Below are 24,624 nucleotides of genomic sequence, written 5' to 3' on the forward strand. Positions count from 1 at the left end.
CCTCCCGGGCGGGGGGACGCGGCACGGGGGAGCTAGAGTGGACGCGTGAACGTGTGAGTGATGGTCCGGACCCCGTGAGGTGTTCCGGGCCACATCCATTTCCCGGGCATCCCCCCTGCGACCTGCGCGTTCACCGGCGCACCAGACCAGCACCAGCCTCCGGAGGCCCCGCCTTGAGCGATCAGCCGTTCGCGCATCTGCACGTCCACACCGAGTACTCGATGCTGGACGGTGCCGCCCGGCTGAAGCAGATGTTCAAGGAGGTCGAGCGGCTGGGCCAGACCCACGTCGCGATGACCGACCACGGGAACATGTACGGCGCCGCCGAGTTCCACAAGCAGGCCACGGCCGCCGGGATCACCCCGGTGATCGGCATCGAGGCGTACGTCGCGCCCGAGTCCCGCTCCAACACCAAGCGCGTCCTGTGGGGCCAGCCGCATCAGAAGAAGGACGACGTCTCCGCGTCCGGCGCGTACACCCACAAGACCATCTGGGCCCGGAACAAGGAGGGCCTGCACAACCTCTTCAAGCTGACCTCGCGCTCCTACGCCGAGGGCTGGCTGGTGAAGTGGCCGCGGATGGACAAGGAGCTGATCTCCGACCTGTCCGGCGGCCTGATGGCGACCACCGGCTGCCCGTCCGGCGAGGTGCAGACCCGGCTGCGCCTGGGCCAGTTCGACGAGGCGCTGAAGTCGGCCGCCGACTACCAGGACATCTTCGGCAAGGAGAACTACTTCCTGGAGCTGATGGACCACGGCCTCGACATCGAGAAGCGGGTCCGCGACGGGCTGCTGGAGATCAGCAAGAAGCTCGGCATCCCCCCGGTCGTCACCAACGACTCGCACTACACCACCGAGGCCGACGCCGGCGCGCACGACCTGCTGCTCTGCGTGCAGACCGGCAAGAACCTGTCCGACCCGGACCGCTTCCGCTTCGACGGCACCGGCTACTACATCAAGTCCGCCGCCGAGATGTACGCGCTGGACTCCTCGGACGCCTGGCAGGAGGGCTGCCGCAACAGTCAGCTCCTGGTCGCCTCGCGGGTCGACACCGAGGGCATGTTCAAGTTCAAGAACCTGATGCCCCGCTTCCCCATCCCGGAGGGCTTCGAGTCCGAGGCGGACTTCTTCAAGTCCAAGGTCTGGGAGGGCATGGACTGGCGCTTCCCGGAGGGCTACGACGAGGAGCACAAGAAGCTCGCCGAGTACGAGATGGACACCATCATCCAGATGGGGTTCCCGGCGTACTTCCTCGTGGTCGCCGACTTCATCATGTGGGCGAAGAGCCAGGGCATCGCGGTGGGCCCCGGCCGTGGTTCGGCGGCCGGCTCGCTGGTCGCGTACGCGATGGGCATCACCGACCTCGACCCCATCCCGCACGGCCTGATCTTCGAGCGCTTCCTCAACCCCGAGCGCATCTCCATGCCCGATGTCGACATCGACTTCGACGAGCGCCGGCGCGGTGACGTGATCCGGTACGTGACGGAGAAGTGGGGATCCGACAAGGTCGCCATGATCGTCACGTACGGCACCATCAAGGCGAAGGCCGCCATCAAGGACTCCTCGCGGGTCCTCGGCTACCCGTACGCGATGGGCGACCGGATCACCAAGGCGATGCCGCCGGACGTCATGGGCAAGGGCATCCCGCTGTCCGGCATCACGGACAGCAGCCACCCGCGCTACGGCGAGGCCGGCGAGATCCGCGGGCTGTACGAGAGCGACCCGGACGTCAAGAAGGTCATCGACACCGCGCGCGGCATCGAGGGCCTGATCCGCCAGCCCGGCGTGCACGCGGCCGGCGTCATCATGTCCGCCGAGCCGCTGACCGACCACATCCCGGTCTGGACCCGGCACACCGACGGCGTCACCATCACGCAGTTCGACTACCCGACTTGTGAAGGCCTCGGCCTCCTCAAGATGGACTTCCTCGGCCTGCGCAACCTGACGATCATGGACGACGCCGTCAAGGCGATCGAGAAGAACAAGGGCGAGAAGATCGAGCTGCTGAAGCTGCCGCTCGACGACAAGCCGACCTACGAGCTGCTGGCGCGCGGCGACACGCTCGGCGTCTTCCAGCTCGACGGCGGGCCGATGCGTTCGCTGCTGCGGCTGATGAAGCCCGACAACTTCGAAGACATCTCCGCGGTTCTGGCGCTGTACCGACCGGGCCCGATGGGCGTCAACTCGCACACCAACTACGCGCTGCGCAAGAACGGCCAGCAGGAGATCACCCCGATCCACCCGGAGCTGGAGAAGCCCCTGGAGGAGGTGCTCCGGCCGACCTACGGCCTGATCGTCTACCAGGAGCAGGTGCAGAAGGCCGCGCAGATCCTGGCCGGCTACTCGCTCGGCCAGGCCGACCTGCTGCGCCGCGCGATGGGCAAGAAGAAGAAGGAGATCCTGGAAGCGGAGTTCGTCCCCTTCCAGAAGGGCTGCCGCGAGCGCGGCTACTCGGACGCGGCCATCCAGGCGGTGTGGGACGTCCTCGTCCCCTTCTCCGGCTACGCGTTCAACAAAGCGCACACCGCCGGGTACGGGCTGGTCTCGTACTGGACGGCGTACCTCAAGGCCAACTACCCGGCCGAGTACATGTCCGGCCTGCTGACCTCCGTCAAGGACGACAAGGACAAGTCCGCGGTCTACCTGAACGAGTGCCGCAAGATGGGCATCCAGGTGCTGCCGCCGGACGTCAACGAGTCCGACTCGGACTTCACCCCGCACGGTGACACCACCGTCCGCTTCGGGTTGACGGCGATCCGCAACGTCGGCGGGCCGGTCGTCGAGTCGATGATCCGGACCAGGAAGGCGAAGGGGAAGTTCACCTCCTTCCCCGACTTCCTCGACAAGGTCGAGTCGGTGGTCTGCAACAAGCGGACCGTCGAATCCCTCATCAAGGCCGGGTCGTTCGACTCCCTCGGGCACACCCGCAAGGGCCTGAGCGCGCAGTTCGAGCCGATGATCGACAACGTCGTCGGCGTGAAGCGCAAGGAGGCGGAGGGGCAGTTCGACCTGTTCGGCGGCGACGCCACCACGGACGAGCCGAGCTTCGGGCTCGACGTCGTCTTCTCCGAGGAGGAGTGGGAGAAGTCCTTCCTGCTCACCCAGGAGCGGGAGATGCTCGGCCTGTACGTCTCCTCGCACCCGCTGCACGGCATCGAGCACGTGCTCGCCGACAAGTCCGACTGCGCGGTCGCCGACCTCGCCGAGCGGCCGGACGGGACGATCGTCACCATCGGCGGCATCATCTCGGGCCTCCAGCGGAAGATGACCAAGCAGGGCAACGCCTGGGCCATCGCGACGGTCGAGGACCTGGCCGGCTCCATCGACTGCATGTTCTTCCCGGCGAGCTACCAGCTCGTCTCCTCGCAACTGGTCGAGGACGCCGTGGTGTTCGTGCGCGGCAAGCTCGACAAGCGGGAGGACGTGCCGAGGCTGATGGGCATGGAGCTGTCCGTGCCGGACCTGTCGAACGCGCACGCCGAGGCGCCGATCGTCATCAACATCCCGAGCGGGAAGGTCACCCCGCCGCTGGTCGCCCGGCTCGGCGAGGTGCTCGGCAGCCACCGGGGGACCACCGAGGTCCGGCTGCGGCTGGAGAGCCGGACCAAGACGACGGTGCTGCGGCTCGACCGGCACCGGGTGAAGTCGGACCCGGCGCTGTTCGGGGACCTCAAGCAGTTGCTGGGGCCCAGCTGCCTGGCGGGCTCGGCCGGTTAGAACGGCACGGGGCGGCGCTCCGGGCCCCGCCCCTTTCTCGGGACCCGCTGCCTCAGGACCCGCTGCCTCAGGACCCGCTGCCCAGGCCCGGGGGGACCGCCGTGTGCAGGGCCGAGACGAAGGCCGAGATGGCCGGGTGGGAGCCCGCGCCGGCGCGGAAGGCGGCGCGGGTGCGGCGGTACATCGGCAGCCGGGTGAGGACGACCCCGGGCGGCTGCTGGGCCGTGCCCAGGTGCGGGACCAGGGCCACCCCCTGGCCGGCCGCGACCAGCGCCAGCACGGTGGTGAAGTCGTCGATCTGGTGCCGGATGCGCGGCGCGAAGCCCGCCGCCTCGCAGGCCCGGACGGCCATGGTGTGGCAGAGCGTGCCGGGCGGGGACATGATCCACGGCGCGGCGCGCTGCTCGGCGATCGTGCCGGCGGCGCGCCCGGCCAGGTACATCGGCTCGGTGAACAGCGGCCGGGTGAGCGCCAGGCCCGGCTCCGGGTCGGCCGGGACGAGGTCGTACTCGTGCACCAGCGCCACGTCCAGCTCTCCCGCCCGCAGCGCCGCGCCGACGCCCGCCGGGTCGACCTCGGTGACCATCGGCTCCAGCCCGGGGTGCCAGGCGGCCAGTTCGGCGAGTGCTCCGGGGATGATCGCCCGGGCCGCCGAGGGGTAGGTGCCGATCCGCAGCGGGCCGGCCAACCCCCGCTTGGTGTGGGCGAGTTCGGCGTCGGCCTGCTCCAGCAGGGCGAGCACCGCCTCGGCGTGCCGGACCAGCCCGAGCGCCGCCGGGGTGAGCGTCACCCGCCGCCCGGTACGCTCCAGCAGCGGGACACCGGCCTCCTTCTCCAGGACGGACAGCTGCTGGGACACCGCCGAAGGGCTGAAGGAGAGCGCCTCGGCGACGGCGGCGATGGTGCCGAGGTGGGCGAGTTCGCGCAGCAGGCGCAGGCGTCGGACGTCGAGCATCGGCTCAGCTTACGAGAAGCGTCACATACGTGAACTGGACCTGGGGATCCGCTCGGCCGCAGGATCGTGGGCATGGACCTCAAGGGCATCTACGTCCCCCTGATCACCCCGTTCGCCGCCGACGGCTCGGTCGCCCTCGACGCGCTGGAGAAGCTGGCCGCCGACCTGCTCGACGCCGGTGCGGCCGGCCTGGCCGCGCTCGGCACCACCGGCGAGCCCGCCGCGCTCACCGCCGAGGAGCGGGACACGGTGGTCGACGTCGTCGCCGCCGTCTGCGCCGGGCGCGGAGCCCAGCTGATCGTCGGCGCGTCCGGCGGCGACACCCGGGCGGTCGGCGAGGCGCTGGCCGCGCTCGGCGCCCGGGTGCCGGGCGCGGCGGCGCTGGTCACCACGCCGGCCTTCGTCCGGGCGGGCGAGGCCGGGACGGTCGCGCACTTCCGGGCGCTGGCCGCGAGCAGCCCGCTGCCGCTGGTCGTCTACCACATCCCGTACCGCACCGGGCAGCAGCTCTCCACCGCCGCGCTGCGCGAACTCGCCGCGATCGACGGCGTGGTGGGCGTGAAGTACGCGACCGGCGGGCTGGACCAGACGGCCGCCGAGCTGCTCGCCGACACCCCGGAGGGGTTCGCCTTCCTCACAGGCGAGGACGCCTTCCTGCCGCCGATGCTGGCCCTCGGCGCGGCCGGCGGCATCCTCGCCTCCGCGCACCTGGCGACCGGCCGGTTCGTCGAGCTGGACGAGGCCTGGCGGGCCGGGGACGTCGAGCGGGCGCGGGCGCTCGGGCACCGGCTGACCGGTCTGGCGCTGGCGGCCTTCACCGCGCCGAACCCCTCGGTGACCAAGGGCGTGCTGCACGCCCAGGGCCGGATCCCGACCCCGGACGTCCGGCTGCCGCTGCTGCCGGCCGGCGCGGCGGAGGTCGCGGCGGCGCTGGACCTCGCGAATGGTCTGGACCACTAGGGGCTGTCCGCGCCCCCTCTCACAGCGTGGAACACCAAGTCGTCCGAGGCCCGTGACAAGGCATGATGGGCAGTGTGCGGCTGTAGACGGCACCATCCAGAGGAGTAGTCGGAATGAAGATCGGCATTGTCGGGGCGACCGGCCAGGTCGGCGGCGTGGTCCGCGAGATCCTGGCGGAGCGCAACTTTCCGGTCGAGCAGCTGCGGCTGTTCGCCTCGGCCCGCTCGGCCGGGCGCACGCTGCCCTGGCAGGGCACCGAGGTCACCGTCGAGGACGCGGCCACGGCCGACTACACCGGCCTCGACATCGTGATCTTCTCCGCCGGCGGCACCACCTCCAAGGCGCTCGCCCCCAAGGTCGCCGCCGCCGGTGCCGTCGTCATCGACAACTCCTCCGCCTGGCGCCGCGACCCCGAGGTCCCGCTGGTCGTCTCCGAGGTCAACCCGGAGGCCGTCGCGAACCGCCCCAAGGGCATCATCGCCAACCCCAACTGCACCACGATGGCCGCCATGCCCGTGCTGCGCCCGCTGCACGAGGAGGCCGGCCTGGCCGCCCTCGTCGTCGCCACCTACCAGGCCGTCTCCGGCAGCGGCGTGGCCGGTGTCGCCGAGCTGCAGGAGCAGGCCGCCAAGGTCGTGGACGGCGCCGCCGGGCTCGCCCACGACGGCGGCGCCGTCGAGTTCCCCGAGCCCAAGGTCTACAAGAGGCCGATCGCCTTCAACGTGGTGCCGCTGGCCGGCGCCATCGTCGAGGACGGCTCCAACGAGACCGACGAGGAGCAGAAGCTCCGCCACGAGAGCCGCAAGATCCTCGACATCCCCGCCCTCAAGGTGTCCGGCACCTGCGTCCGCGTCCCGGTCTTCTCCGGCCACTCGCTGCAGATCAACGCCCGCTTCGAGCGCCCGATCAGCCCCGAGCGGGCCGTCGAGCTGCTCACCGGCGCCCCCGGCGTCGAGCTGTCCGAGATCCCCACCCCGCTCCAGGCCGCGGGCAGGGACCCGAGCTACGTCGGCCGCATCCGGGCGGACGAGACCGTCGAGAACGGCCTGTCGCTGTTCGTCTCCAACGACAACCTGCGCAAGGGCGCCGCGCTCAACGCCGTCCAGCTGGCCGAACTCGTCGCCGCGGAGCTGCGCGGCTGACACCCGAGGTGACGTTTGGCGGGCCCCGTCGTTGAACGGGGCCCGCCTTCGCGTTTCTTTGCGGATCGTTGGGGCGGCTGTTGCGGTACCGGGACATCCCCCGTGGTTCGGCGGGTGAACCAGTGGGAAAAGGTGACCCAACGATCGGGCGGCCACGGGGGCCCCTCACCCCACACGCCCGAACGACGGGCGACCGCCCACCCAGTCGGAACCCCCGAGGGCGAGCGGAAAGAAGGTGCGCGGATGGACCGCTGTGTCGTCCTGGTGGATGCCGGATACCTGCTGGGCGCCGCCGCCAGCCTGCTCGCCGGCGACCCGTCCCGCTCCAGGGTCACCGTCGACCACACCGCGCTGATCAGCGCCCTGCGCGAACGCGCGGAGGCCGAGACCGGGCTGCCGCTGCTGCGCATCTACTGGTTCGACGCGGCCCCCGACCGGCGCCCGATGCCCGAGCACCGGCGGCTGCGCGTCCTGCCCCGGGTCACCGTGCGGCTCGGCGCGCTCACCCGGGCCGAGGGACGCTGGGTGCAGAAGGGCGTCGACGCCGCGATGCACGCCGAGCTCTCCGAGCTCGCCCGCAACCGGGCCTGCGCCGACGTCGTGCTGATCACCGGCGACGGCGACCTGCTGCCCGGCATGATGACCGCCAAGGAGCACGGCGTCGCCGTCCACCTGTGGGCCCTGCAGGCGGCGGACGGCGACTTCAACCAGTCCGAGGACCTGGTCGGCGAGGCCGACGAACGGCGGGTGCTCGACCGCGAGTGGATCGAGGGCTCGTTCTCGCTGCGGGAGACCCCCACCGCCTTCCCGGCCCCCGGGTCGGGCGCCGCCCGGCACGAGATCGCCAAGATCCTCGCCGCGCCGCCCGCCGTGCCGTCCGTCGTCCCCGGTGTGGTCCCGGCGGCCGGCGAGCCCGCCGCCGCGGCCGCGCCCGAGGCGCCTGCCGCGAACGGGGCGCCGCAGCCCGCCGCCGCCCTGCGGGTCGTCCCGACGCCCAAGGACCTCGCCGGGCGGGCCCCGGCCGTCAGCCCGGTCGCCCCGGCCGTCAACGGGCAGGCCCACGGCCAGGCGAACGGGCACCCGCACGGGCAGGTCAACGGCCACGCCAACGGGCACGGCGCGGGCGGGCCGGTGCTGCGGTGGTCCTCCGACCGGGGCTGGGTGGACCGGCCCGCGCCGGAGCCGTCCGTCACCGCCGGTGACAACCTGCCGACGCTGGCCCAGCTCACCACCGCCGAACAGCGCTGGGCCGACCGCGAGGAGGACATCACCTCCATCGGGGGCGACGCCCACGAGGTCGGGCAGGTCTTCGCCCGGCGCTGGAGCGACCGGCTCGGCGACGTCGAGAAACTCACCGTGCTCTGGCCCGACTACCCGCGCATCCCGCACCGCGTCGACGGCGAGCTGCTGCGCTACGCCGCCCGCTTCGGGCTGCTCGCCCACAAGGACGACCAGATCGACGAGCACGACCGGTACGCGATCCGGGCCGGGTTCTGGAAGGAGCTCGCGGCCCGGGTGCCCGGCGGGTCCATGGTGGTCGACGACTGAGGCGCTCCCGGGAGCCCCGTCCGGCGGTCGGCGGCCGGTGCCCGGTGTCCGGTCGGCGCGTGTGAGCGCGTAGAGTCGTCGGTCGTGAACGAGACGGTCGGGAGAGCACCCCAGGACACCCCGCCGTGCATCGCCGTACGCGACCTCGTCCGGACGTACCGCACCGGGCGCGGCGCCGCCGCCACCGAGATCCGGGCCAACGACGGCATCGGCCTCACCGTCCGGCAGGGCGAGATCTTCGGGCTGCTCGGCCCCAACGGCGCCGGCAAGTCCACGCTGGTGCGCCAGCTCACCGGACTGCTGCGGCCGGACTCGGGCTCGGTCGAACTGCTCGGGCACGACATCGTGCGGCACCCCGAACGGGCCGCGAGGCTGCTCGGCTACCTCGGGCAGGAGTCGACGGCGCTGGACGAGCTGACCGTCGCGCTGGCCGCCGAGACCACCGGCCGGCTGCGCGGGCTCTCGCGCGCCGCAGCCCGGGCCGGGGCCGCCGAGGTGCTGACCGAGCTCGGGCTGGAGCCCATCGCCGCCCGTCCGCTGGCCAAGCTCTCCGGCGGGCAGCGCCGGCTCGCCTGCTTCGCGGCCACCCTGGTGGGGGAGCGGCCGCTGCTCGTCCTCGACGAGCCGACCACCGGGATGGACCCGGTCGCCCGGCGGGCCGTCTGGGGCGCCGTCGACCGGCGCCGGGCCGAGCACGGCACGACCGTGCTGCTGGTCACCCACAACGTGATCGAGGCGGAGACCGTCCTCGACCGGGTCGCCGTGATCGACGAGGGCCGGGTGATCGCCTGCGACACGCCCGGCGGGCTCAAGGCGCTCGTCGACGGCGACGTCCGGCTCGACCTGGTCTGGCGCGACGAGGCGCCGACCGGTGTCCCCGCCGTCGCCGCGCTCGCCGCCCGGGCCGAGCGCACCGGGCGCCGCTGGACCGTCCGTACCACCCCCGAAGAAGCCCGCGAGCTGGTCGCCGCCGTCACCACCGGCCCGGCCTTCGCGGCGCTCGACGACTTCACCCTCGCCACCCCGAGCCTTGAGGACGCCTACCTCAAGCTCGGCGGCCGCCACGGAGGACTGGCCAAGTGACGCTGCTCTCGGTGCCGCCGCAGACCGACCGGCGGGCCGCCACCCCGGCCCCGCTCGGCCCCTCCGCGCGGCTGCTGCCCGCGCTCGCCGCCGTCTACCGGGCGCAGCTCGCCCGGGCCCGGGTGGCGCGCATCCCGCTGCTGTTCGTGGCGACCTTCCAGTCGGTCGGCATCCTGGTGATGATGCGGGGCGTCGTCGACGCCGGGCAGACCTCGGCGGCGCGGTCGGTGGTCGCCGGGTCGAGCGTGCTGGTCGTCGCCTTCGTGGCGCTGAACCTGCTCGCGCAGTACTTCGGCAAGCTGCGGGCCACCGGCGGCCTGGACCACTACGCGACGCTGCCGGTGCCAGCGGCCTCGGTGGTGCTCGGGGCGGCCGGTGCGTACGCGTCGTTCACGCTGCCGGGGACCCTGGCGACGGCGGTGATCGGCGGGGTGATGTTCGGGCTGCCGCTCGGGCAGCTGTGGGTGCTGCTGGCCGTCGTGCCGCTGGCCGGTGCGGCGCTGTCCGGGCTGGGTGCCGCCTGCGGGCTGCTGGCCCCCCGGCAGGAGATCGCCACCATGCTCGGGCAGCTCGGCATGTCGGCGGCCCTGCTGCTCGGCGTGCTGCCCGTCGACCACCTGCCGCAGCCCGTGCTCTGGCTGCGGGACCTGCTGCCGTCCACGTACGGGGTCGAGGCCTTCGCCCGGACGTTCAGCCCCGACCCCGACTGGGCGATGGTGGCGGCGGACCTCGGGGTGTGCGCGGCGGTCGGGGTGGCGTCGCTGGCGGTCGCCACCTGGGCGTACCGGCGGGCCGTCTCCCGGTAGCTCCCGGGGCCGGGCGCGGTCCCGGGCGCGGGGTGTCCCGCCGTCCCGACGGCCGACGTGAAACGATGGGGCCCGTGACCGTACCGAACACACCTCCGGATCGCTCCGACGCCGACGCCGACGTGCGGGCCGTTCCGGACACCGCCCGCGACCCGTTCGCGCCCCCCACGGGCGCCCCGGAGGCCGGGGACGTCGTCCCGCTGCCCGCCGAGCTGGTGCCAGCGCCCACGGCCGGGCAGCGGCTGGTGCCCGAACTGCGGGTCGGGGCCGGGGCGGTGCTCGCCTGCCTGCTGGCCGGTGTGGTCATGGCCGGGCTGTGGGCCTGGCTCGCGCCCAAGGTGCCGCTCGTCGTCGACGGCGACCGGATCCTCTACGGGGACCCGGAGGGCGAGCAGCGGGCCGGGGCCGACGCGGTGTTCGTCCTCATCGCGCTGGGCGCCGGGATCCTCACCGCGCTCGGGGCCTTCCTGGTCACCCGCAAGCGCGGGGGCGGGATCGCGGTCGCGGTCGGGCTCGCCGTGGGCGGGCTCCTCGGCTCGATCGGGGCCTGGCGGATCGGGGCGTGGCTCGGGCCCAGCGACAACCTGATCGGCGAGGCGCGCAGGGTCGGCAACGGCGGGCACTTCGACGCGAGCATCGACCTCGGGGCGCGGGGGGCGCTGCTGGTGTGGCCGATGGCGGCGATGGTGGTGCTGCTCGCGCTGTCGGCGATGTTCGGCAAGCGGGAGGAGGACCCGCCGCCGTACTGGGGCACGCCGGCCGGCACGTACGGGACGCCTCCGGAAGGGGCGCCCGAGTTGCCCGAGGCACCCGGGGCGCCGGGGGCACCTGGGATGCCGGGGGCACCCGGGGCGCCGGGGGACCGGGTCCAGGGCTGAGAGCGGTGCGCGAGGCGGGAGGTCGACGGGTTCGGTACGGGCCCGGAGCCTTCCGCCTCGCGCGTTTCCCCGCCGTGGCCCCCGGGCGTCCCGTCAGCGGGCGATGGGGGCGGTGCGGGCGTCGGTGAGGGCGACGAGGTCGGCGGGGGAGAGTTCGACCTCCAGGCCGCGGCGGCCCGCCGAGACGTAGACGGTGGGGTGGGCGAGGGCGCTGGCGTCGACGACGGTGCGCAGCGGGCGGCGCTGGCCGAGCGGGGAGATGCCGCCGCGGACGTAGCCGCTGCTGCGCTCGGCGGCGGCCGGGTCGGCCATGGCGGCGCGCTTGCCGCCGACCGCGGCGGCGAGGGCCTTGAGGTCGAGCTGGCCGGCGACCGGGACGACGCCGACCGTCAGGGTGCCGTCGACGTCGGCGACGAGGGTCTTGAACACCCGATCGGGCGTGACGCCCAGCGCCTCGGCCGCCTCGCCGCCGTAGGAGGCGGCGGCCGGGTCGTGCTCGTAGGCGTGGACGGTGAACGGGACGGCGGCGGTCTCCAGGGCGACGGTGGCGGGGGTGCCCTGGCCGCCCTTCTTCGGCTTCTTGGCCATGGGTGGGGTGCCTCGCGTCAGTTGGGGCTGAAGGACTGGCGGGTGAGGTCGACGGCCGGCAGCGAGGGCAGCCAGCTGAGCACCGCGGACTCGCGGCGCAGCAGGTCGAGTTCGGTGCGCAGCCGCTGGGCGGTGTCCGGGCAGGCGAGCAGCTGCTGCTTGACCGGCGTCTCGAAGACCGAGGCGGCGGCGACGAGGTAGGAGAGCACCTGCGGGTCGTCCGGCAGTTCCTGGCGGCCGACCGTGCTGGCCTCGCGGGCGCCGGCCAGCCGCTTCTGGTAGACCCGGAACGCCCGCTCGACCTCGGCGGCCAGGGCGCCGGAGCCCTCGCCGGGGCGTTCCTCGACGGGCTCCACCTCGCCGGTGAGGTACGGGCCGGAGGCGTCGACCGAGCGCAGCACGAAGCGGGTGGTGCCGGTGACGAGCAGGTCGTAGCGGCCGTCCGGCTGCTGCTGGGCGGACGAGACGTCCGCCACGCAGCCGAGGTGGAAGACCGCCTCCAGTGGGTCCCCGGTGACGGTGCCGAGGCCGTCGAGCGGGCCGGCCGGGCCCTCCTCGGGGCGCACCGGGGCGACCTCGCGGCCGTCCTTGATGGCGACCACGCCGAAGCGGCGCGGTTCGTCCTCGGGGTGCTCCAGCAGGTCGGCGACGAGACGGCGGTAGCGCTCCTCGAAGACGTTGAGGGGCAGCACCAGGCCCGGGTAGAGCACGGTGTTCAGCGGGAAGAGCGGGAGCCGTTCTGTCACGGCGGACAGCGTAGTTCCCCCGGGGCCGGGCGTGCCCCGCGTTATCGCGCCCGAGGGCCTCAGCCGCGCTGCAGCATCCTGGTGGCGCCCGCGACGACGGTGGAGGCGAGCAGCCAGCCGACCACGACCAGCCCGGCGGAGATCCACTGCTCGGCGCCGCCCGGGTTCCAGGCGCCCTGGTTGAGGTCGACGATGGGCAGCAGCTGGTTGAGGGTGTACAGCACCGGGTTCCAGTGCGGGTGCTCGTCCGGCTTCAGCGGGTCCAGCGGGTGGGTGGCGAACCAGGTGCTGCCGAGCGCCCAGGCGATCAGCAGCCACAGGCCGGCCCGGCCGGGGCGGAAGCCGTAGCCGACCGTGACGTCCTGGACCAGGCCCCAGAACCGGCCGGGCATCGGCATGGTGGCCCGGCGGCGGCGCTGCTTGGCGTACTGCACCTCGCGGGCGTCGTCGTCGGCGCCGTCGCGGCGCAGCGCGGCGGCCATCTGCTCGTACGACTCCGGCTGGAACTCCACCGAGGAGCCCTCCAGCCAGGCGATGCGCTGCTGGATGGTGAAGGCCCCGACCGGGCGCAGGCAGTCGTAGACGAAGCCGGTCAGGTCGAGGTGCTTGCCGCGCGGCCAGGCGCCCGGGGTGTCGACCAGGTTGCCGATCCGGGCGCGGGACAGCGAGACCGGGCCGGTGGGGCGGGAGCGGCAGGTGAAGCGCAACTCGGGGGTGTGGATGCGGCGCAGCGACAGCTCGTCGCCGTCGGTGAGGTGGAACTCGCCGGAGATCAGGCAGGCGCCCTCGAAGCGACTGTCGGAGAGCCGGACCCGGCCGTAGGCGCGGAACGGGGTGATCGGGCCGTCCGGCGGCGGGATCTGGCCGTAGCCGGAGCCGTAGTAGCTGCGGGAGCCGATCCAGCCGATGTCCGCGGAGCCGGTCAGGTACAGGGTGTGGCCGACCGTGACGCGGACGGCGTTGAGGCAGGTGCGGTTCTGCGGGGCGGCCCGCAGCTGGGCGCCGCGCAGCGACAGCCGGCCGCCGATCCGGGCCGTACGGATGCTCAACTCGCCGTCCACCTCGATGCGTTCGGCCTCGAAGTCCTGGTGGATGGCGATCCCGTCGGCGGAGATCGCGCGGCCGTAGCGGTCGCCGCCGACCTTGGCCAGGTTGAGCAGCAGGTCGGTGCCGATCTTGGCGTCGGTGAGCCGGATGCCCTCGGGGACGCGGGAGCGGGCGAGGTGGAGGTCGCCGCTGGTGGTCAGCCGGGAGGCCTCCAGGCGCGGCAGCAGGCACTCGACCAGGCGCAGGGTGCTGGCCTCGGCCTCGGAGACCAGGACCTTGTGGTCGAAGCGGCAGCCGTACAGCTCCAGGTAGTGGGATATCCGGCCGCCGGCGAGGTTGAGCGCGCCGGTGACGAGCACGCCGTTCATCCGCAGCGAGGCGACCCGGCCGGGCACCGCCTCCGGGCCGGCCAGCAGCAGCTGGGCCACCACCTCGGCGCGCACGGTGCGTGACGAACCCCACGTCGCGGCGCCGAAGGGGTCGTCGGTGTCGGCGTCACCCGCGCGGCGGTCGAAGACGTTGCCGTGCCGAAACGCCTCCCAGAGCTCGCGTTCGGTGTCGGACCAGCCTTCCGGAGCCTCTGGAACGCACAGCATCTACGGTCTCCCCCCGTCCCCCGGTCGTCTCGCCCTTCGTATCACGGACTGATATGCGGGACCAGCGCTTCCGGGCACTCCTTACACTGGGTGGCGTGATCTCTCGAATCGACCTCCGCGGCTCGCTGGACGACCCGCGTGACCTGCTGCCCCGTGCCGAGTTCGACGTGGCGGCCGCCCTGGAGAAGGTGCGGCCGATCGCCGAGGACGTACGCCATCGCGGGGTCGCGGCGCTGATCGAGATCACCGAGCGCTTCGACGGCGTCCGGCTGGAGTCGACCCGGGTCCCGGCCGATCAGCTGACCGAGGCCCTGGAGACGCTGGACCCGAAGGTGCGCGCCGCGCTGGAGGAGTCGATCCGCCGGGCCCGCGCCGTGCACGCCGACCAGCGCCGCACCGGGCACACCACGCAGGTGGTGCCGGGCGGCACGGTCACCCAGCGGTGGGTGCCGGTCGAGCGGGTCGGGCTGTACGTGCCGGGCGGGCTGGCGGTGTACCCGTCGTCCGTGGTGATGAACGTGGTGCCGGCCCAGGAGGCGGGCGTGACGGGCATCGCGGTCACCTCCCCGCCGCAGAAAGAGTTCGGCGGGCGCGTCCACCCGACGATCCTGGCGGCCTGCGCGCTGCTCGGCGTCGAGGAGGTCTACTCGGTCGGCGGCGCCCAGGCGGTCGCGATGTTCGCCCTCGGCACCGAGGAGTGCGCGCCGGTGAACATGGTCACCGGCCCCGGCAACATCTACGTGGCCGCCGCCAAGCGCTTCTTCGCCGGCCGGATCGGCATCGACTCCGAGGCCGGCCCGACCGAGATCGCCGTCCTCGCCGACGACAGCGCGCTGGCGTCCGACGTCGCCGCCGACCTGATCAGCCAGGCCGAGCACGGCCCCACCTCCGGCTCGGTGCTGGTCACCGACTCCCCGGCGCTGGCCGACGCCGTCGAGGCCGAGCTGGCCGTGCAGGTCGCGCGGACCAAGCACAGCGAGCGCGTCGCCGAGGCCCTCGGCGGCCGGCAGTCCGGCATCATCCTGGTCGACGACCTCGACCAGGGCCTCACCGTCGTCAACGCGTACGCGGCCGAGCACCTGGAGATCCAGACCCGCGACCCGCACGCGGTCGCCGCCCGGGTGGTCAACGCGGGCGCGGTCTTCATCGGCCGCTGGACCCCGGTCTCGCTCGGCGACTACGCGGCCGGCTCCAACCACGTGCTGCCCACCGGCGGCTGCGCCTGCCACTCGTCCGGGCTGTCCGTGCAGACCTTCCTGCGCGGCGTTCAGGTCGTCGAGTACGACCGGGACGCGCTGGCGGACGTCGCCGCGCACGTCGTCAACCTGGCGAACGCCGAGGACCTGCCCGGTCACGGGGACGCCATCAAGGCTCGCTTCGACTGGACGGTGCCGGGGTCGTGACACGTATCGACGATCTGCCGATCCGGGACGAGCTGCGCGGCCAGTCCCCGTACGGCGCACCGCAGTTGGACGTGCCCGTCCAGCTCAACACCAACGAGAACCCGTACCCGCTGCCCGAGGAGCTGGTCGCCCGGATCGCCGAGCGCGTCGCCGAGGCCGCCCGCGGGCTCAACCGCTACCCCGACCGGGACGCCGTCGAACTGCGCGAGGGCCTGGCCGGGTACCTGACCCGCACCACCGGCTTCCCGGTCGCGCGCGAGCAGGTCTGGGCCGCCAACGGCTCCAACGAGGTGCTGCAGCAGCTCCTGCAGACCTTCGGCGGCCCCGGCCGCACCGCCCTCGGCTTCGAGCCCTCGTACTCGATGCACGCGCTGATCTCCCGGGGCACCGGCACCGGCTGGATCTCCGGCCCGCGGGGCGACGACTTCACCATCGACGTGGACGCCGCCCTCGCGGCCATCGCCGAACACCGGCCCCACGTGGTGTTCGTCTGCTCGCCGAACAACCCGACCGGCACCGCGGTCTCCGCCGACACCGTGCTGCGGCTGTACGACGCCGCGCAGGCCGCCCGGCCCAGCCTGGTCGTCGTCGACGAGGCGTACGTCGAGTTCTCGCACCGCGCCTCGCTGCTGCCGCTGATCGAGGGCCGCCCCAACCTGGTCGTCAGCCGCACCATGTCCAAGGCCTTCGGCGCCGCCGGGCTGCGCCTGGGCTACCTGGCCGCCGACGCGGCCGTCGTCGACGCCGTCCAGCTGGTGCGCCTGCCGTACCACCTGTCCGCCGTCACCCAGGCCACCGCGCTCGCCTGCCTGGAGCACACCGACACCCTGCTCGGGTACGTCGGCCGGCTCAAGGAGGAGCGCGACCGGCTGGTCGGCGCGCTGCGCGCGATGGGCCTGGAGGTGACCGACTCGGACGCCAACTTCGTCCAGTTCGGCCGCTTCGCCGACACCCACGCCGTCTGGCAGGCCATCCTCGACCAGGGCGTGCTGGTCCGCGACAACGGCGTCCCCGGGTGGCTGCGCGTCACCGCCGGCACGCCGGCCGAGAACGACGCCTTCCTGGACGCCGTCCGCAGAGTCACCAAGGAGCTGTAACCCCTCATGTCCCGCATCGGACGCGTCGAGCGCACCACCAAGGAGACCTCCGTCCTCGTCGAGATCGACCTCGACGGCACCGGCCGGACCGACATCTCCACGGGCGTCGGCTTCTACGACCACATGCTCGACCAGCTCGGCCGCCACGGTCTCTTCGACCTCACCGTCAAGACCGACGGCGACCTGCACATCGACACCCACCACACCATCGAGGACACCGCGCTCGCCCTCGGTGCCGCCTTCAAGCAGGCGCTCGGCGACAAGGTCGGCATCTACCGCTTCGGCAACTGCACGGTGCCGCTGGACGAGTCGCTCGCCCAGGTCACCGTCGACCTCTCCGGCCGGCCGTACCTGGTGCACAGCGAGCCCGAGGGCATGGCGCCGATGATCGGCGCCTACGACACCACGATGACCCGGCACATCCTGGAGTCCTTCGTCGCCCAGGCGCAGATCGCGCTGCACGTCCACGTCCCGTACGGGCGCAACGCGCACCACATCGTGGAGTGCCAGTTCAAGGCGCTCGCCCGGGCGCTGCGCTACGCCGCCGAGCACGACCCGCGCGCGGCCGGAATCCTCCCGTCGACCAAGGGTGCGCTGTGAACAACACCGCGATGATCCTCATCTTCGTCGGCCTCTTCCTGGCCGGCGGGGTGATCTCCTTCTGGAAGCAGAAGCAGTCCAAGAGCGTCATCCTGGTGCTCGCCATCGGCTCCGTGATGTGCCTGGCCTCGGGCCTGCTGCGCCTGTAGCCCCGCCGCAGAAAGACTGGACACCTGACCATGGGCAAGAACGTCGTCGTCCTCGACTACGGCTCCGGCAACCTCCGCTCCGCGCAGCGCGCCCTCGAACGGACCGGGGCGAACGTCACGGTCAGCTCCGACTACGACACCGCGATGGCCGCGGACGGCCTGCTCGTCCCCGGCGTCGGCGCCTTCGAGGCGTGCATGCGCGGCCTGAAGTCCGTCCGCGGCGACTGGATCATCGGCCGCCGGCTCGCCGGGGGCCGCCCCGTCATGGGCATCTGCGTCGGCATGCAGATCCTCTTCGAGAAGGGGGTCGAGCACGGCGTGGAGACGGCCGGCTGCGACGAGTGGCCCGGCACCGTCGAGCCGCTGGACGCCCCCGTCGTGCCGCACATGGGCTGGAACACGGTGGACGCGCCCGAGGGCAGCCGGATGTTCGCCGGCCTCGACGCCGACACCCGCTTCTACTTCGTGCACTCCTACGGGGTGCGGCACTGGGAGCTGGAGACCCACAGCGCGCGGATCAACCCGCCGCTGGTCACCTGGGCCACGCACGGGCAGCCGTTCGTCGCGGCCATCGAGAACGGCCCGCTCTGGGCCACCCAGTTCCACCCCGAGAAGTCCGGCGACGCCGGCGCCGCCCTGCTGACCAACTGGGTCAACACCCTCTGACCGTCTGAGAGTTGTATCTGATGAGCATGAGCCTTGAGCTGCTGCCCGCCGTCGACGTCCGCGACGGGCAGGCCGTCCGCCTGGTCAAGGGCGCCTCCGGCACCGAGACCTCCTTCGGCGAGCCGCTCGCCGCCGCCCTCGCCTGGCAGAACGCCGGCGCCGAGTGGCTGCACCTCGTCGACCTCGACGCCGCCTTCGGGACGGGCAGCAACTACGAGATGCTGCGCGACGTCACCGGCCGGCTGGACATCAAGGTCGAGCTGTCCGGCGGCATCCGCGACGACGAGTCGCTCGCCCGCGCCCTCGCCACCGGCTGCACCCGGGTCAACCTCGGCACCGCCGCCCTCGAAGCCCCCGAGTGGGTCGCCAAGGCCATCGCCGAGCACGGCGACAAGATCGCGGTCGGCCTCGACGTCGTCGGCACCACCCTGCGCGGCCGCGGCTGGACCCGCGACGGCGGCCAGCTCTTCGACGTGCTGCAGCGGCTGAACGACGAGGGCTGCGCCCGTTACGTCGTCACCGACGTCAACCGGGACGGCACCCTCACCGGCCCCAACCTGCAGCTGCTGCGCGACGTCTGTGCCGCCACCGACCGCCCGGTCGTCGCCTCCGGCGGCGTCTCCTCGCTCGACGACCTGCGGGCCATCGCCGGCCTCGTCGGCGAGGGTGTCGAGGGCGCCATCGTGGGCAAGGCACTCTACGAGCAGAAGTTCACCCTCGAAGAGGCCCTGGAGGCGGTTTCCGGATGACGGACGGGCGGATCGTACGCGGGCGGGTCGGCGGCTTCTCCCCCTGGGAGGAGGAGTTCGGGTTCGCCCGGGCGGTCGCCGCGGGCGACCACGTGCACGTCGGCGGTTCCACCGCGTGGGTGGACGGCCGGATCGAGCACGAGGGCGACCCCTACCAGCAGGCCCTCGCCGCCTTCGGCGTCGGGCTCAGCGCCCTGGCCGCGTACGGTCTGACCGCGGACGACGTCGTCCGCACCCGGATGTACATCACGCACGTCCGCGACGCCGAGGAGGTGGGCCGCGCCCACCGCGAACTCTTCGACGCCACCCGCCCGGTGGCCACCATGGTGGTGGTCGAGGGCCTGATCGACTCCCGGATGATGGTCGAGGTCGAGATCGACGCGTACCGAGCCGGGCTGGCAAAGACCCTGGAAGGCAATCAGCCGTGACCCTCGCAGTACGTGTCATCCCCTGCCTGGACGTCGACGCCGGGCGGGTGGTCAAGGGCGTCAACTTCCAGAACCTGCGCGACGCCGGCGACCCCGTCGAGATGGCCAAGCTCTACGACGCCGAAGGCGCCGACGAGCTCACCTTCCTCGACATCACCGCCTCCTCGGGTGACCGCGAGACCACCTACGACGTGGTCCGGCGCACCGCCGAGCAGGTGTTCATCCCGCTGACCGTCGGCGGCGGCGTCCGGGCCGTCGAGGACGTCGACAAGCTGCTGCGGGCCGGCGCCGACAAGGTCGGGGTCAACACGGCGGCGATCGCGCGGCCGGAGCTCGTCCGGGAGATCGCCCAGCGGTTCGGGCGGCAGGTGCTGGTGCTGTCGGTCGACGCCCGGCGGTGCCCGGAGGGCGTCGAGACGGCGTCGGGCTTCGAGGTCACCACGCACGGCGGGCGCCAGGGCACCGGGCTGGACGCCGTCGAGTGGGCGGGGCGCGCGGCCGAGCTGGGGGCCGGCGAGATCCTGCTCAACTCGATGGACGCGGACGGCACCAAGGACGGCTACGACCTGGACATGATCCGGGTCGTGCGCAAGGCCGTCTCGGTGCCGGTCATCGCCTCCGGCGGCGCCGGCAAGCTCGCCGACTTCGCGCCGGCCGTGGAGGCGGGCGCGGACGCGGTGCTGGCCGCGAGCGTCTTCCACTTCGGGGACCTGCGGATCGGCGACGTCAAGGGCGCGCTGCGGGCGGCCGGGCACCCGGTGCGGTGACCGCTCGTGCCGGAGGGCCCGCCGTTCGCCGGTGAACGGCGGGCCCTCCGGGCGTTCCGCTACTGCCGCGGCTCGCCCTTGATCAGCGCGAACGGAGCGCCGTTCGGGTCCGCCAGCCAGGCGATCCGGCCGACGTTCTCGACGTCCGAGGCCGGCATCATCACCGAGCCGCCGGCCGCCGTGGCCTTCGCGACCGTCGCGTCCACGTCGGCGGAGGCGAAGTACGGCGTCCAGGCGGCGTGCTGCTCCTCCTGCATGGTCGGGGCGATGCCGCCGAAGCTCGTCTGCTGCTGGTCGCCGTCCGCCGTCGAGATCACCCGGTAGCTCATGCCCGGGGACGGCTCGAACAGCTCCACCCGCCAGCCGAAGAGGTTCTTGTAGAAGGGGAACGCGGCGTCCGGGTCCGGTGTGTGCAGCTCGGCCCAGCACAGCGCGTCGTCGACGGAGACGGTCTCCAGGCCCTTGGTGCTCCCGGCCTGCCAGATCGCGAACTCGGCGCCCTGCGGGTCGGTCAGCGCCGCGAACCGGCCCTCCTGCATGACGTCCATCGGGGGGACCCTGACCTTGCCGCCGGCCTGCTCGACCGCCTTCGCGGTGGCGTCCGCGTCGGTGATCAGGAAGTACGTCGTCCACGCGGAGCGGGCGCCCGCGTCGAGGTTGCCGATCGCGCCCACGGTCTTGCCGTTCAGCTGCAGGAAGCCGTAGCCGCCCGCCTCGGGGACCTCCTGGAAGGTCCAGCCGAAGACCTGGTGGTAGAACGCGGCGGTGGCCGGGATGTCGGGGCTGCCCAGGTCGATCCAGCAGGGCGAGCCGGTGGGGAAGTCGGTGGTGAGCATGGAGTGGTGCCCTTCGACGGAGAGTGACCGGGCGCATCGGTCGGGCCCCGGCCACCTGCGAGTCTGCACCCGCCCACCGACATCCGCAGCCGGGGCGCGCCCGCGCGGCCGGCACAGGGACCCCACCGGCCCTGGTGGAATCCCAGGGCCTCACGCTTCCCGGCCTTCACTTCCGCACCTCTCGGGCTGGTCCCAAGATCGGATCTTCCTCCTGGTGTGGATTCGGTGATGGCCTATCGGCCGGGTGCGAAGGACCTCGCCGCCACCCGGTGCGGCTACTCCCCACTGCACGAGACCGTACGCAGCCTCCGGTTGCGGGCCCGGGACGGCGGATCCGCCTTCCCCGAGCAGCGCGGCCGGGCGGCCGCCTGGGCCCGCGACCACGCCGGCCTGGACACCGAGCTGCTGGACGTCCAACAACCTGAACCCCCCCTACGGGTCCAGCGTCTTCGTGCCGTGACGGCTCGTGGGCGGCGGGGGTGATTCGGAGTGGGAAGTCGGCCCGGCCGACTTCCCACCCCGGCGCTTCAGTTGAGGGTGTCGGCCAGGAGGGGGAGGAGACGGTCCCAGTGGCGCTGGAGGCCGGCCGGGTCGAAGACGTCGGTGTCGGACATGGTGAAGCCGTGGACGGTGGCCGGGTAGATCTCCGAGGTGTGGTCGACGCCTGCGGTGTCCAGGGCCCGGTTGAGCTCGGCCAGGGCCTCGGGGGTCAGGTCGCTCGCGGCGTGGCCGAAGTGGACCCGGGCGGTGAGCTTGGCGAAGAGCTCGGGGCCGTCGACGTGCACGGGGGCGTGGAAGGCGGCGACGGCCGTGACCGTGTCGGGGTGGGCGGCCGCGGTGCGCGTCGCCAGGAGGCCGCCGAAGCAGTAGCCGGTGACCGCCACGGGGCCGGGAGCGACCTCGGGTCGGGCGGCGAGGAAGGCGAGGTAGGCGTCGGCGTCGCGCAGGGTGTGTTCGGCGGTGTGGGCCTGGACCAGGGGCATCAGCTGGGCGACGACGGCGTCCCGGGCCTCGCCGCCGATGAACGCCGGGAGGTCGACCACGGGCGTCGGGCGGTGCCGGTAGAAGAGGTTGGGCACGAGCACGTAGTACCCGTGGTCGGCCAGTTCCTGGGCCATCTCGTGCAGGACGGGCCGGATGCCGAGGGCGTCCGGGTACATCAGCACCCCGGGGTGCGGCCCGCCCTCGGCGGGGAAGGCGGCGAAGGCGTCGGCCTGGCCGTCCGGGGTGGGGATCCGCAGGTTCGTGATGGGCATGGTTCCTCGTTGTCGTGGTTGATGTGCGTGGCAGCTGCGATCAACGCGACGAGGGGGAGCGCGTGCGGCGGCACAGGCTCCTCGGGCGGCGCTCAGCGGAGCACCGGGTCGCCAATTCGTGTGTGGCGCAAGGCCGTCCCGGTCGTCATGACGGTAGAACCTAGCCCACCGGGCCGGGCCGACGCCAACCTCACCGGCGGTCTGCCGACCGGTAGAGGGAGGCGACCACCCACCCGTCCGCCGGGGGATCGGGCCGCGTGAACACCACGGAGACGCCGGCTTCCGTCCGGATCGCGAGCTGATCGTCGAAGGTCAGGGAACCGTCCTGGCTCCAAGCGCAGTTGAGCCGTTCGAGGCCGTCGATCAGGGCCTCACGACTCGGGGCCTCGATCGTCGGCCGCTCTCCCGCACCGGTGCGGGAGGGGGATGCGAACCGGCCCTCGGGGTCCACCGTGTCGTAGCCGAGCAGCCACACCGTGCTGCCGTCGACCCACATCTCCAGGCTGCCGTCCTTGAAGCCGACGTGGCCGTCCGGGCCCGGTGCCGGAGCGGCCAGACCGGTGCCGCCGCCGAGCAGGAGATCCGCCTCCGCGCCGGACATGCCGACTCCGAACGGGCCGATCTCGCCGGTGGCCGCGAACGAGATCATCGAGCCGAGCATGGTGTCCATGTCGGGGAGGCTATCGGCGCGGTCCACCGGATTTCCCCGGCCCCTCCTCGTCTCCTCGTCTCCTCGTCTCCTCGTCCGAGGCAGCGGCCGGGGTCCTCGGGTCCTCAGCGCCCGGGCAGCGGGAGGACGTGGCGCAGGGCCTCCAGGGCGTCCGGGGTGCCGTCGACGGTGAGGGCGGTGCGGGCACCACGGCCGAAGGTGAAGAGGATCAACTCGCCCGGGTCGCCGGTGAGCTGGACGGCGGGGGTGCCGGCCGGGCCGAGGGTGAGGGTGCGGCCGTCCGGGTGGTGGAGCTGGAGGCGGACGGGGGAGCGGCGGCCGAGTTCGAAGCGGGCGATCATGGGAAGGCGGCGCCAGAGCGCCTCGGCGCGGCCGGGCGGGACGGGCTGCGGCGTCCAGTCGTCGGTGGCGCGCAGGACGTCCTCGGCGTGGACGAAGTACTCGACGGTGTTGGCGGCCTCGTCGGCGCCGGGGAGGGCGAACAGGGAGTAGACGGGCGGGCCGGAGCGGAACAGGCGCAGCAGTTCCTCGTACGGGCGGGTGGCGTAGTCGTCCTGCACGCGCTTGGTCCAGCCGGCGAGGGCGGCGACGCGGATGCCGGGGGCGGCGTCCGGGCGGCGCTCGCGGATCACCAGGTGGGCGGCGAGGTCGCGGGTGGTCCAGCCGGCGCACAGGGTCGGGGCGTCGGGGCCGGCGGCGGCCAACAGTTCGGCCAGGCGGTGGCGTTCGGCGAGGGCATGGTTCGACATGGCGCCAGCCTAGGGGCGCGCCCGCGCGGCGGGAACGTCAGCGGCGGTTCCTGAAGCGATCCCACCGCTGCGCCGCCCGCCACAGCCGCGCCGTCCACGCATCCGGGCCGTCCCCGGCGATCCCGGCCCACATCCGCGCCTGCGCCCGCGCGAAGGCGTCCACCGTCGCCGGATCGCCGCTCCGCCACGCCGGAACCCGGGCGGCCCAGGCCTCGGCCTCGGCGGGGCTGTGGCCGCCGGCCGCGATCAGCCAGACCACCCACAGGGCGGCGTCGATCCAGGGCGCCCCGCGAGTGGCCCACGCCTGTTGTGGTTGGTTCCCTCCCCTCCTGCGCAGGAAGTCGGTTCGGCCGACTTCCTGCGCAGGAGGGGAGGTGGTGCTCGGCGGCCCCGGCCCGTGTGGCCGGGGCTGCTGTTGCTTGGGGTTCCTGGGGAGGGTGTTCGGGTGGGCCCGCGTCACCTGACGCGGGCCCACCCATGAGGCGGCCCGGCCGAATCGGCCCGGCCGCCCGTGAGTTGTTGCGTTGCCTGTGATGCGCGGCCACTCCTCGTACGAGGAGTGGCCGCGCGATCGCTTTCTCTCCGCCTCGCCGCTTCAGGGGTGGAGGGGGCCGGTGAGTTTGGGGCCGCCGCGTTTTTCGCTGGCGGTGAGGGTGCAGGTGTAGTCCCGCCAGCCCTGTTGGTAGTTGGCCTGGGCGGGGCCGAACTGGCGCTCGTAGTAGGACCTGCCGTCGCCCTGGCGGGCCTTGGCGGCGGCTTCGGCGTCCTTGCAGCCCTCGCGCATGGCGAGGGCGATGGGGATCTCGCCGGTGAGGCCGTCCGGGAGTTTGAGGTCGGCGATGGCCTCGCCGTCGTGGTCGCCGGCGCAGGGGCGTTCCTCGGCCCGGGTGATCACGGGGCTGAGCTGGGGGTGGTCGAAGCAGGTGCCGACCGGGAAGAAGGCGTACGGCGGTGGCGGCTTGGTGGGGGTGGGTGTCGGGGTCGGGGTCGGCGTGGGGGTGGCCGTGGGGGAGGGTGGCGGCGGTGCGGCGGCGGGTTTCTTGTCGTCCTGCGGCCACAGGAGCACGGTGGCCACCACCGCGAGCAGCGCGGCGAGGACGGCCGCGACGGTGAGGACCAGGCCCCGGGACGGGCGGGAGCCGGCGGGCGGCTGCGGCGGCTGCTGCTGCTCGGTGGTCATGGCCACGAG

General features: G+C 73.1%; 26 protein-coding genes. 16 read left to right on the top strand and 10 right to left on the bottom strand.

All coding sequences use genetic code 11. The annotated features are described in order from the left end of the window. Positions 1–173: 173 nt before the first annotated feature. Positions 174–3,716: a DNA polymerase III subunit alpha gene (gene dnaE, locus ACPC54_RS01480; protein WP_498959950.1), complete on the top strand. Its 3,543-nt coding sequence runs from the start codon at positions 174–176 to the stop codon at positions 3,714–3,716. Between the two features lie 67 nt (positions 3,717–3,783). Here dnaE and ACPC54_RS01485 read toward each other — a convergent pair whose 3' ends face one another. Beyond that, positions 3,784–4,671: a LysR family transcriptional regulator gene (locus tag ACPC54_RS01485; protein WP_498959952.1), complete on the bottom strand. Its 888-nt coding sequence runs from the start codon at positions 4,669–4,671 to the stop codon at positions 3,784–3,786. Positions 4,672–4,743: 72 nt separating this feature from the next. Between ACPC54_RS01485 and ACPC54_RS01490 the strand changes: the two genes are divergently transcribed. The 6 genes from ACPC54_RS01490 to ACPC54_RS01515 all read left to right on the top strand — a co-directional run bounded on the left by ACPC54_RS01490 (position 4,744) and on the right by ACPC54_RS01515 (position 11,088). Beyond that, a complete protein-coding gene (locus ACPC54_RS01490) occupies positions 4,744–5,631 on the top strand; it encodes a dihydrodipicolinate synthase family protein (RefSeq protein WP_498959954.1) in 888 nt (295 codons plus the stop codon). Between the two features lie 113 nt (positions 5,632–5,744). Next, positions 5,745–6,773 (top strand): aspartate-semialdehyde dehydrogenase, encoded by a 1,029-nt coding sequence (locus ACPC54_RS01495; protein ID WP_498959956.1) that lies wholly within the window; start codon positions 5,745–5,747, stop codon positions 6,771–6,773. A 243-nt stretch (positions 6,774–7,016) separates the two neighbouring features. Further along, a complete protein-coding gene (locus ACPC54_RS01500) occupies positions 7,017–8,321 on the top strand; it encodes an NYN domain-containing protein (RefSeq protein WP_498959958.1) in 1,305 nt (434 codons plus the stop codon). 84 nt (positions 8,322–8,405) lie between these two features. After that, positions 8,406–9,404, top strand: a complete 999-nt coding sequence (locus tag ACPC54_RS01505; protein ID WP_498959960.1) for an ABC transporter ATP-binding protein — start codon at positions 8,406–8,408, stop codon at positions 9,402–9,404. Beyond that, positions 9,401–10,210 carry an ABC transporter permease gene (locus ACPC54_RS01510; RefSeq protein ID WP_498959962.1) on the top strand — a complete coding sequence of 270 codons (810 nt, stop codon included), beginning with the start codon at positions 9,401–9,403 and terminating at the stop codon, positions 10,208–10,210. Before ACPC54_RS01505 ends, ACPC54_RS01510 begins: the two co-directional genes overlap by 4 nt. 74 nt (positions 10,211–10,284) lie before the next feature. Next, positions 10,285–11,088: a hypothetical protein gene (locus tag ACPC54_RS01515; protein ID WP_498959964.1), complete on the top strand. Its 804-nt coding sequence runs from the start codon at positions 10,285–10,287 to the stop codon at positions 11,086–11,088. A 93-nt stretch (positions 11,089–11,181) separates the two neighbouring features. Here ACPC54_RS01515 and ybaK read toward each other — a convergent pair whose 3' ends face one another. Genes ybaK through ACPC54_RS01530 form a run of 3 tightly spaced genes read right to left on the bottom strand, consistent with a single transcriptional unit; the run spans position 11,182 to position 14,065 of the window. After that, positions 11,182–11,676: a Cys-tRNA(Pro) deacylase gene (ybaK, locus tag ACPC54_RS01520; RefSeq protein WP_498959966.1), complete on the bottom strand. Its 495-nt coding sequence runs from the start codon at positions 11,674–11,676 to the stop codon at positions 11,182–11,184. Between the two features lie 17 nt (positions 11,677–11,693). Then, entirely contained in the window at positions 11,694–12,431 is a 738-nt protein-coding gene (locus ACPC54_RS01525; protein WP_498960543.1) for an LON peptidase substrate-binding domain-containing protein, read from the bottom strand. 50 nt (positions 12,432–12,481) lie between these two features. Beyond that, on the bottom strand, positions 12,482–14,065 hold the full coding sequence (locus tag ACPC54_RS01530) for an oxidoreductase (protein ID WP_498959969.1): 1,584 nt from the start codon (positions 14,063–14,065) through the stop codon (positions 12,482–12,484). Between the two features lie 95 nt (positions 14,066–14,160). On the opposite strand from ACPC54_RS01530, the gene hisD reads away from it, so the two are divergent. Genes hisD through hisF form a run of 8 tightly spaced genes read left to right on the top strand, consistent with a single transcriptional unit; the run spans position 14,161 to position 19,924 of the window. Further along, positions 14,161–15,468 carry a histidinol dehydrogenase gene (gene hisD, locus ACPC54_RS01535; protein ID WP_498959971.1) on the top strand — a complete coding sequence of 436 codons (1,308 nt, stop codon included), beginning with the start codon at positions 14,161–14,163 and terminating at the stop codon, positions 15,466–15,468. Next, a complete protein-coding gene (locus ACPC54_RS01540) occupies positions 15,465–16,565 on the top strand; it encodes a histidinol-phosphate transaminase (RefSeq protein WP_498959973.1) in 1,101 nt (366 codons plus the stop codon). The genes hisD and ACPC54_RS01540 overlap by 4 nt, the downstream gene beginning before the upstream one ends. 6 nt (positions 16,566–16,571) lie before the next feature. Then, entirely contained in the window at positions 16,572–17,165 is a 594-nt protein-coding gene (gene hisB, locus ACPC54_RS01545; RefSeq protein WP_498959975.1) for an imidazoleglycerol-phosphate dehydratase HisB, read from the top strand. After that, the gene (locus ACPC54_RS01550) at positions 17,162–17,314 is read left to right on the top strand and encodes a CG2302 family histidine operon protein (protein ID WP_045692087.1); all 153 of its coding nucleotides are present in this window, start codon (positions 17,162–17,164) and stop codon (positions 17,312–17,314) included. The genes hisB and ACPC54_RS01550 overlap by 4 nt, the downstream gene beginning before the upstream one ends. Before the next feature lie 30 nt (positions 17,315–17,344). Then, on the top strand, positions 17,345–17,980 hold the full coding sequence (gene hisH / locus ACPC54_RS01555; protein ID WP_498959977.1) for an imidazole glycerol phosphate synthase subunit HisH: 636 nt from the start codon (positions 17,345–17,347) through the stop codon (positions 17,978–17,980). A gap of 20 nt (positions 17,981–18,000) precedes the next feature. Further along, positions 18,001–18,729 (top strand): bifunctional 1-(5-phosphoribosyl)-5-((5-phosphoribosylamino)methylideneamino)imidazole-4-carboxamide isomerase/phosphoribosylanthranilate isomerase PriA, encoded by a 729-nt coding sequence (priA, locus tag ACPC54_RS01560; protein WP_498959979.1) that lies wholly within the window; start codon positions 18,001–18,003, stop codon positions 18,727–18,729. Further along, entirely contained in the window at positions 18,726–19,157 is a 432-nt protein-coding gene (locus tag ACPC54_RS01565; protein WP_498959981.1) for a RidA family protein, read from the top strand. Before priA ends, ACPC54_RS01565 begins: the two co-directional genes overlap by 4 nt. Beyond that, positions 19,154–19,924, top strand: coding sequence for an imidazole glycerol phosphate synthase subunit HisF (hisF, locus tag ACPC54_RS01570; protein WP_498959983.1), 771 nt, complete (start codon positions 19,154–19,156; stop codon positions 19,922–19,924). Before ACPC54_RS01565 ends, hisF begins: the two co-directional genes overlap by 4 nt. 59 nt (positions 19,925–19,983) lie before the next feature. Here hisF and ACPC54_RS01575 read toward each other — a convergent pair whose 3' ends face one another. Further along, the gene (locus tag ACPC54_RS01575; RefSeq protein WP_498959985.1) at positions 19,984–20,760 is read right to left on the bottom strand and encodes a VOC family protein; all 777 of its coding nucleotides are present in this window, start codon (positions 20,758–20,760) and stop codon (positions 19,984–19,986) included. Positions 20,761–20,988: 228 nt separating this feature from the next. Between ACPC54_RS01575 and ACPC54_RS01580 the strand changes: the two genes are divergently transcribed. Further along, positions 20,989–21,243, top strand: a complete 255-nt coding sequence (locus ACPC54_RS01580) for a hypothetical protein (protein WP_498959987.1) — start codon at positions 20,989–20,991, stop codon at positions 21,241–21,243. A gap of 44 nt (positions 21,244–21,287) precedes the next feature. On the opposite strand, the gene ACPC54_RS01585 is transcribed toward ACPC54_RS01580, so the two are convergent. The 5 genes from ACPC54_RS01585 to ACPC54_RS01605 form a co-directional block, all read right to left on the bottom strand. Next, positions 21,288–22,016, bottom strand: a complete 729-nt coding sequence (locus ACPC54_RS01585) for a dienelactone hydrolase family protein (RefSeq protein WP_498959989.1) — start codon at positions 22,014–22,016, stop codon at positions 21,288–21,290. A 190-nt stretch (positions 22,017–22,206) separates the two neighbouring features. Next, complete coding sequence (locus tag ACPC54_RS01590) at positions 22,207–22,686, bottom strand: hypothetical protein (protein ID WP_498959991.1); 480 nt, start codon at positions 22,684–22,686, stop codon at positions 22,207–22,209. A 104-nt stretch (positions 22,687–22,790) separates the two neighbouring features. Then, entirely contained in the window at positions 22,791–23,435 is a 645-nt protein-coding gene (locus tag ACPC54_RS01595) for a TIGR03085 family metal-binding protein (RefSeq protein ID WP_498959993.1), read from the bottom strand. 37 nt (positions 23,436–23,472) lie between these two features. Further along, positions 23,473–23,694 carry a hypothetical protein gene (locus ACPC54_RS01600; RefSeq protein WP_498959995.1) on the bottom strand — a complete coding sequence of 74 codons (222 nt, stop codon included), beginning with the start codon at positions 23,692–23,694 and terminating at the stop codon, positions 23,473–23,475. 336 nt (positions 23,695–24,030) lie between these two features. Further along, on the bottom strand, positions 24,031–24,615 hold the full coding sequence (locus ACPC54_RS01605) for a hypothetical protein (RefSeq protein WP_498959997.1): 585 nt from the start codon (positions 24,613–24,615) through the stop codon (positions 24,031–24,033). Positions 24,616–24,624: the final 9 nt, after the last annotated feature.

The organism is Kitasatospora sp. NPDC094028, from assembly GCF_049543595.1.
Classification (GTDB): domain Bacteria; phylum Actinomycetota; class Actinomycetes; order Streptomycetales; family Streptomycetaceae; genus Kitasatospora.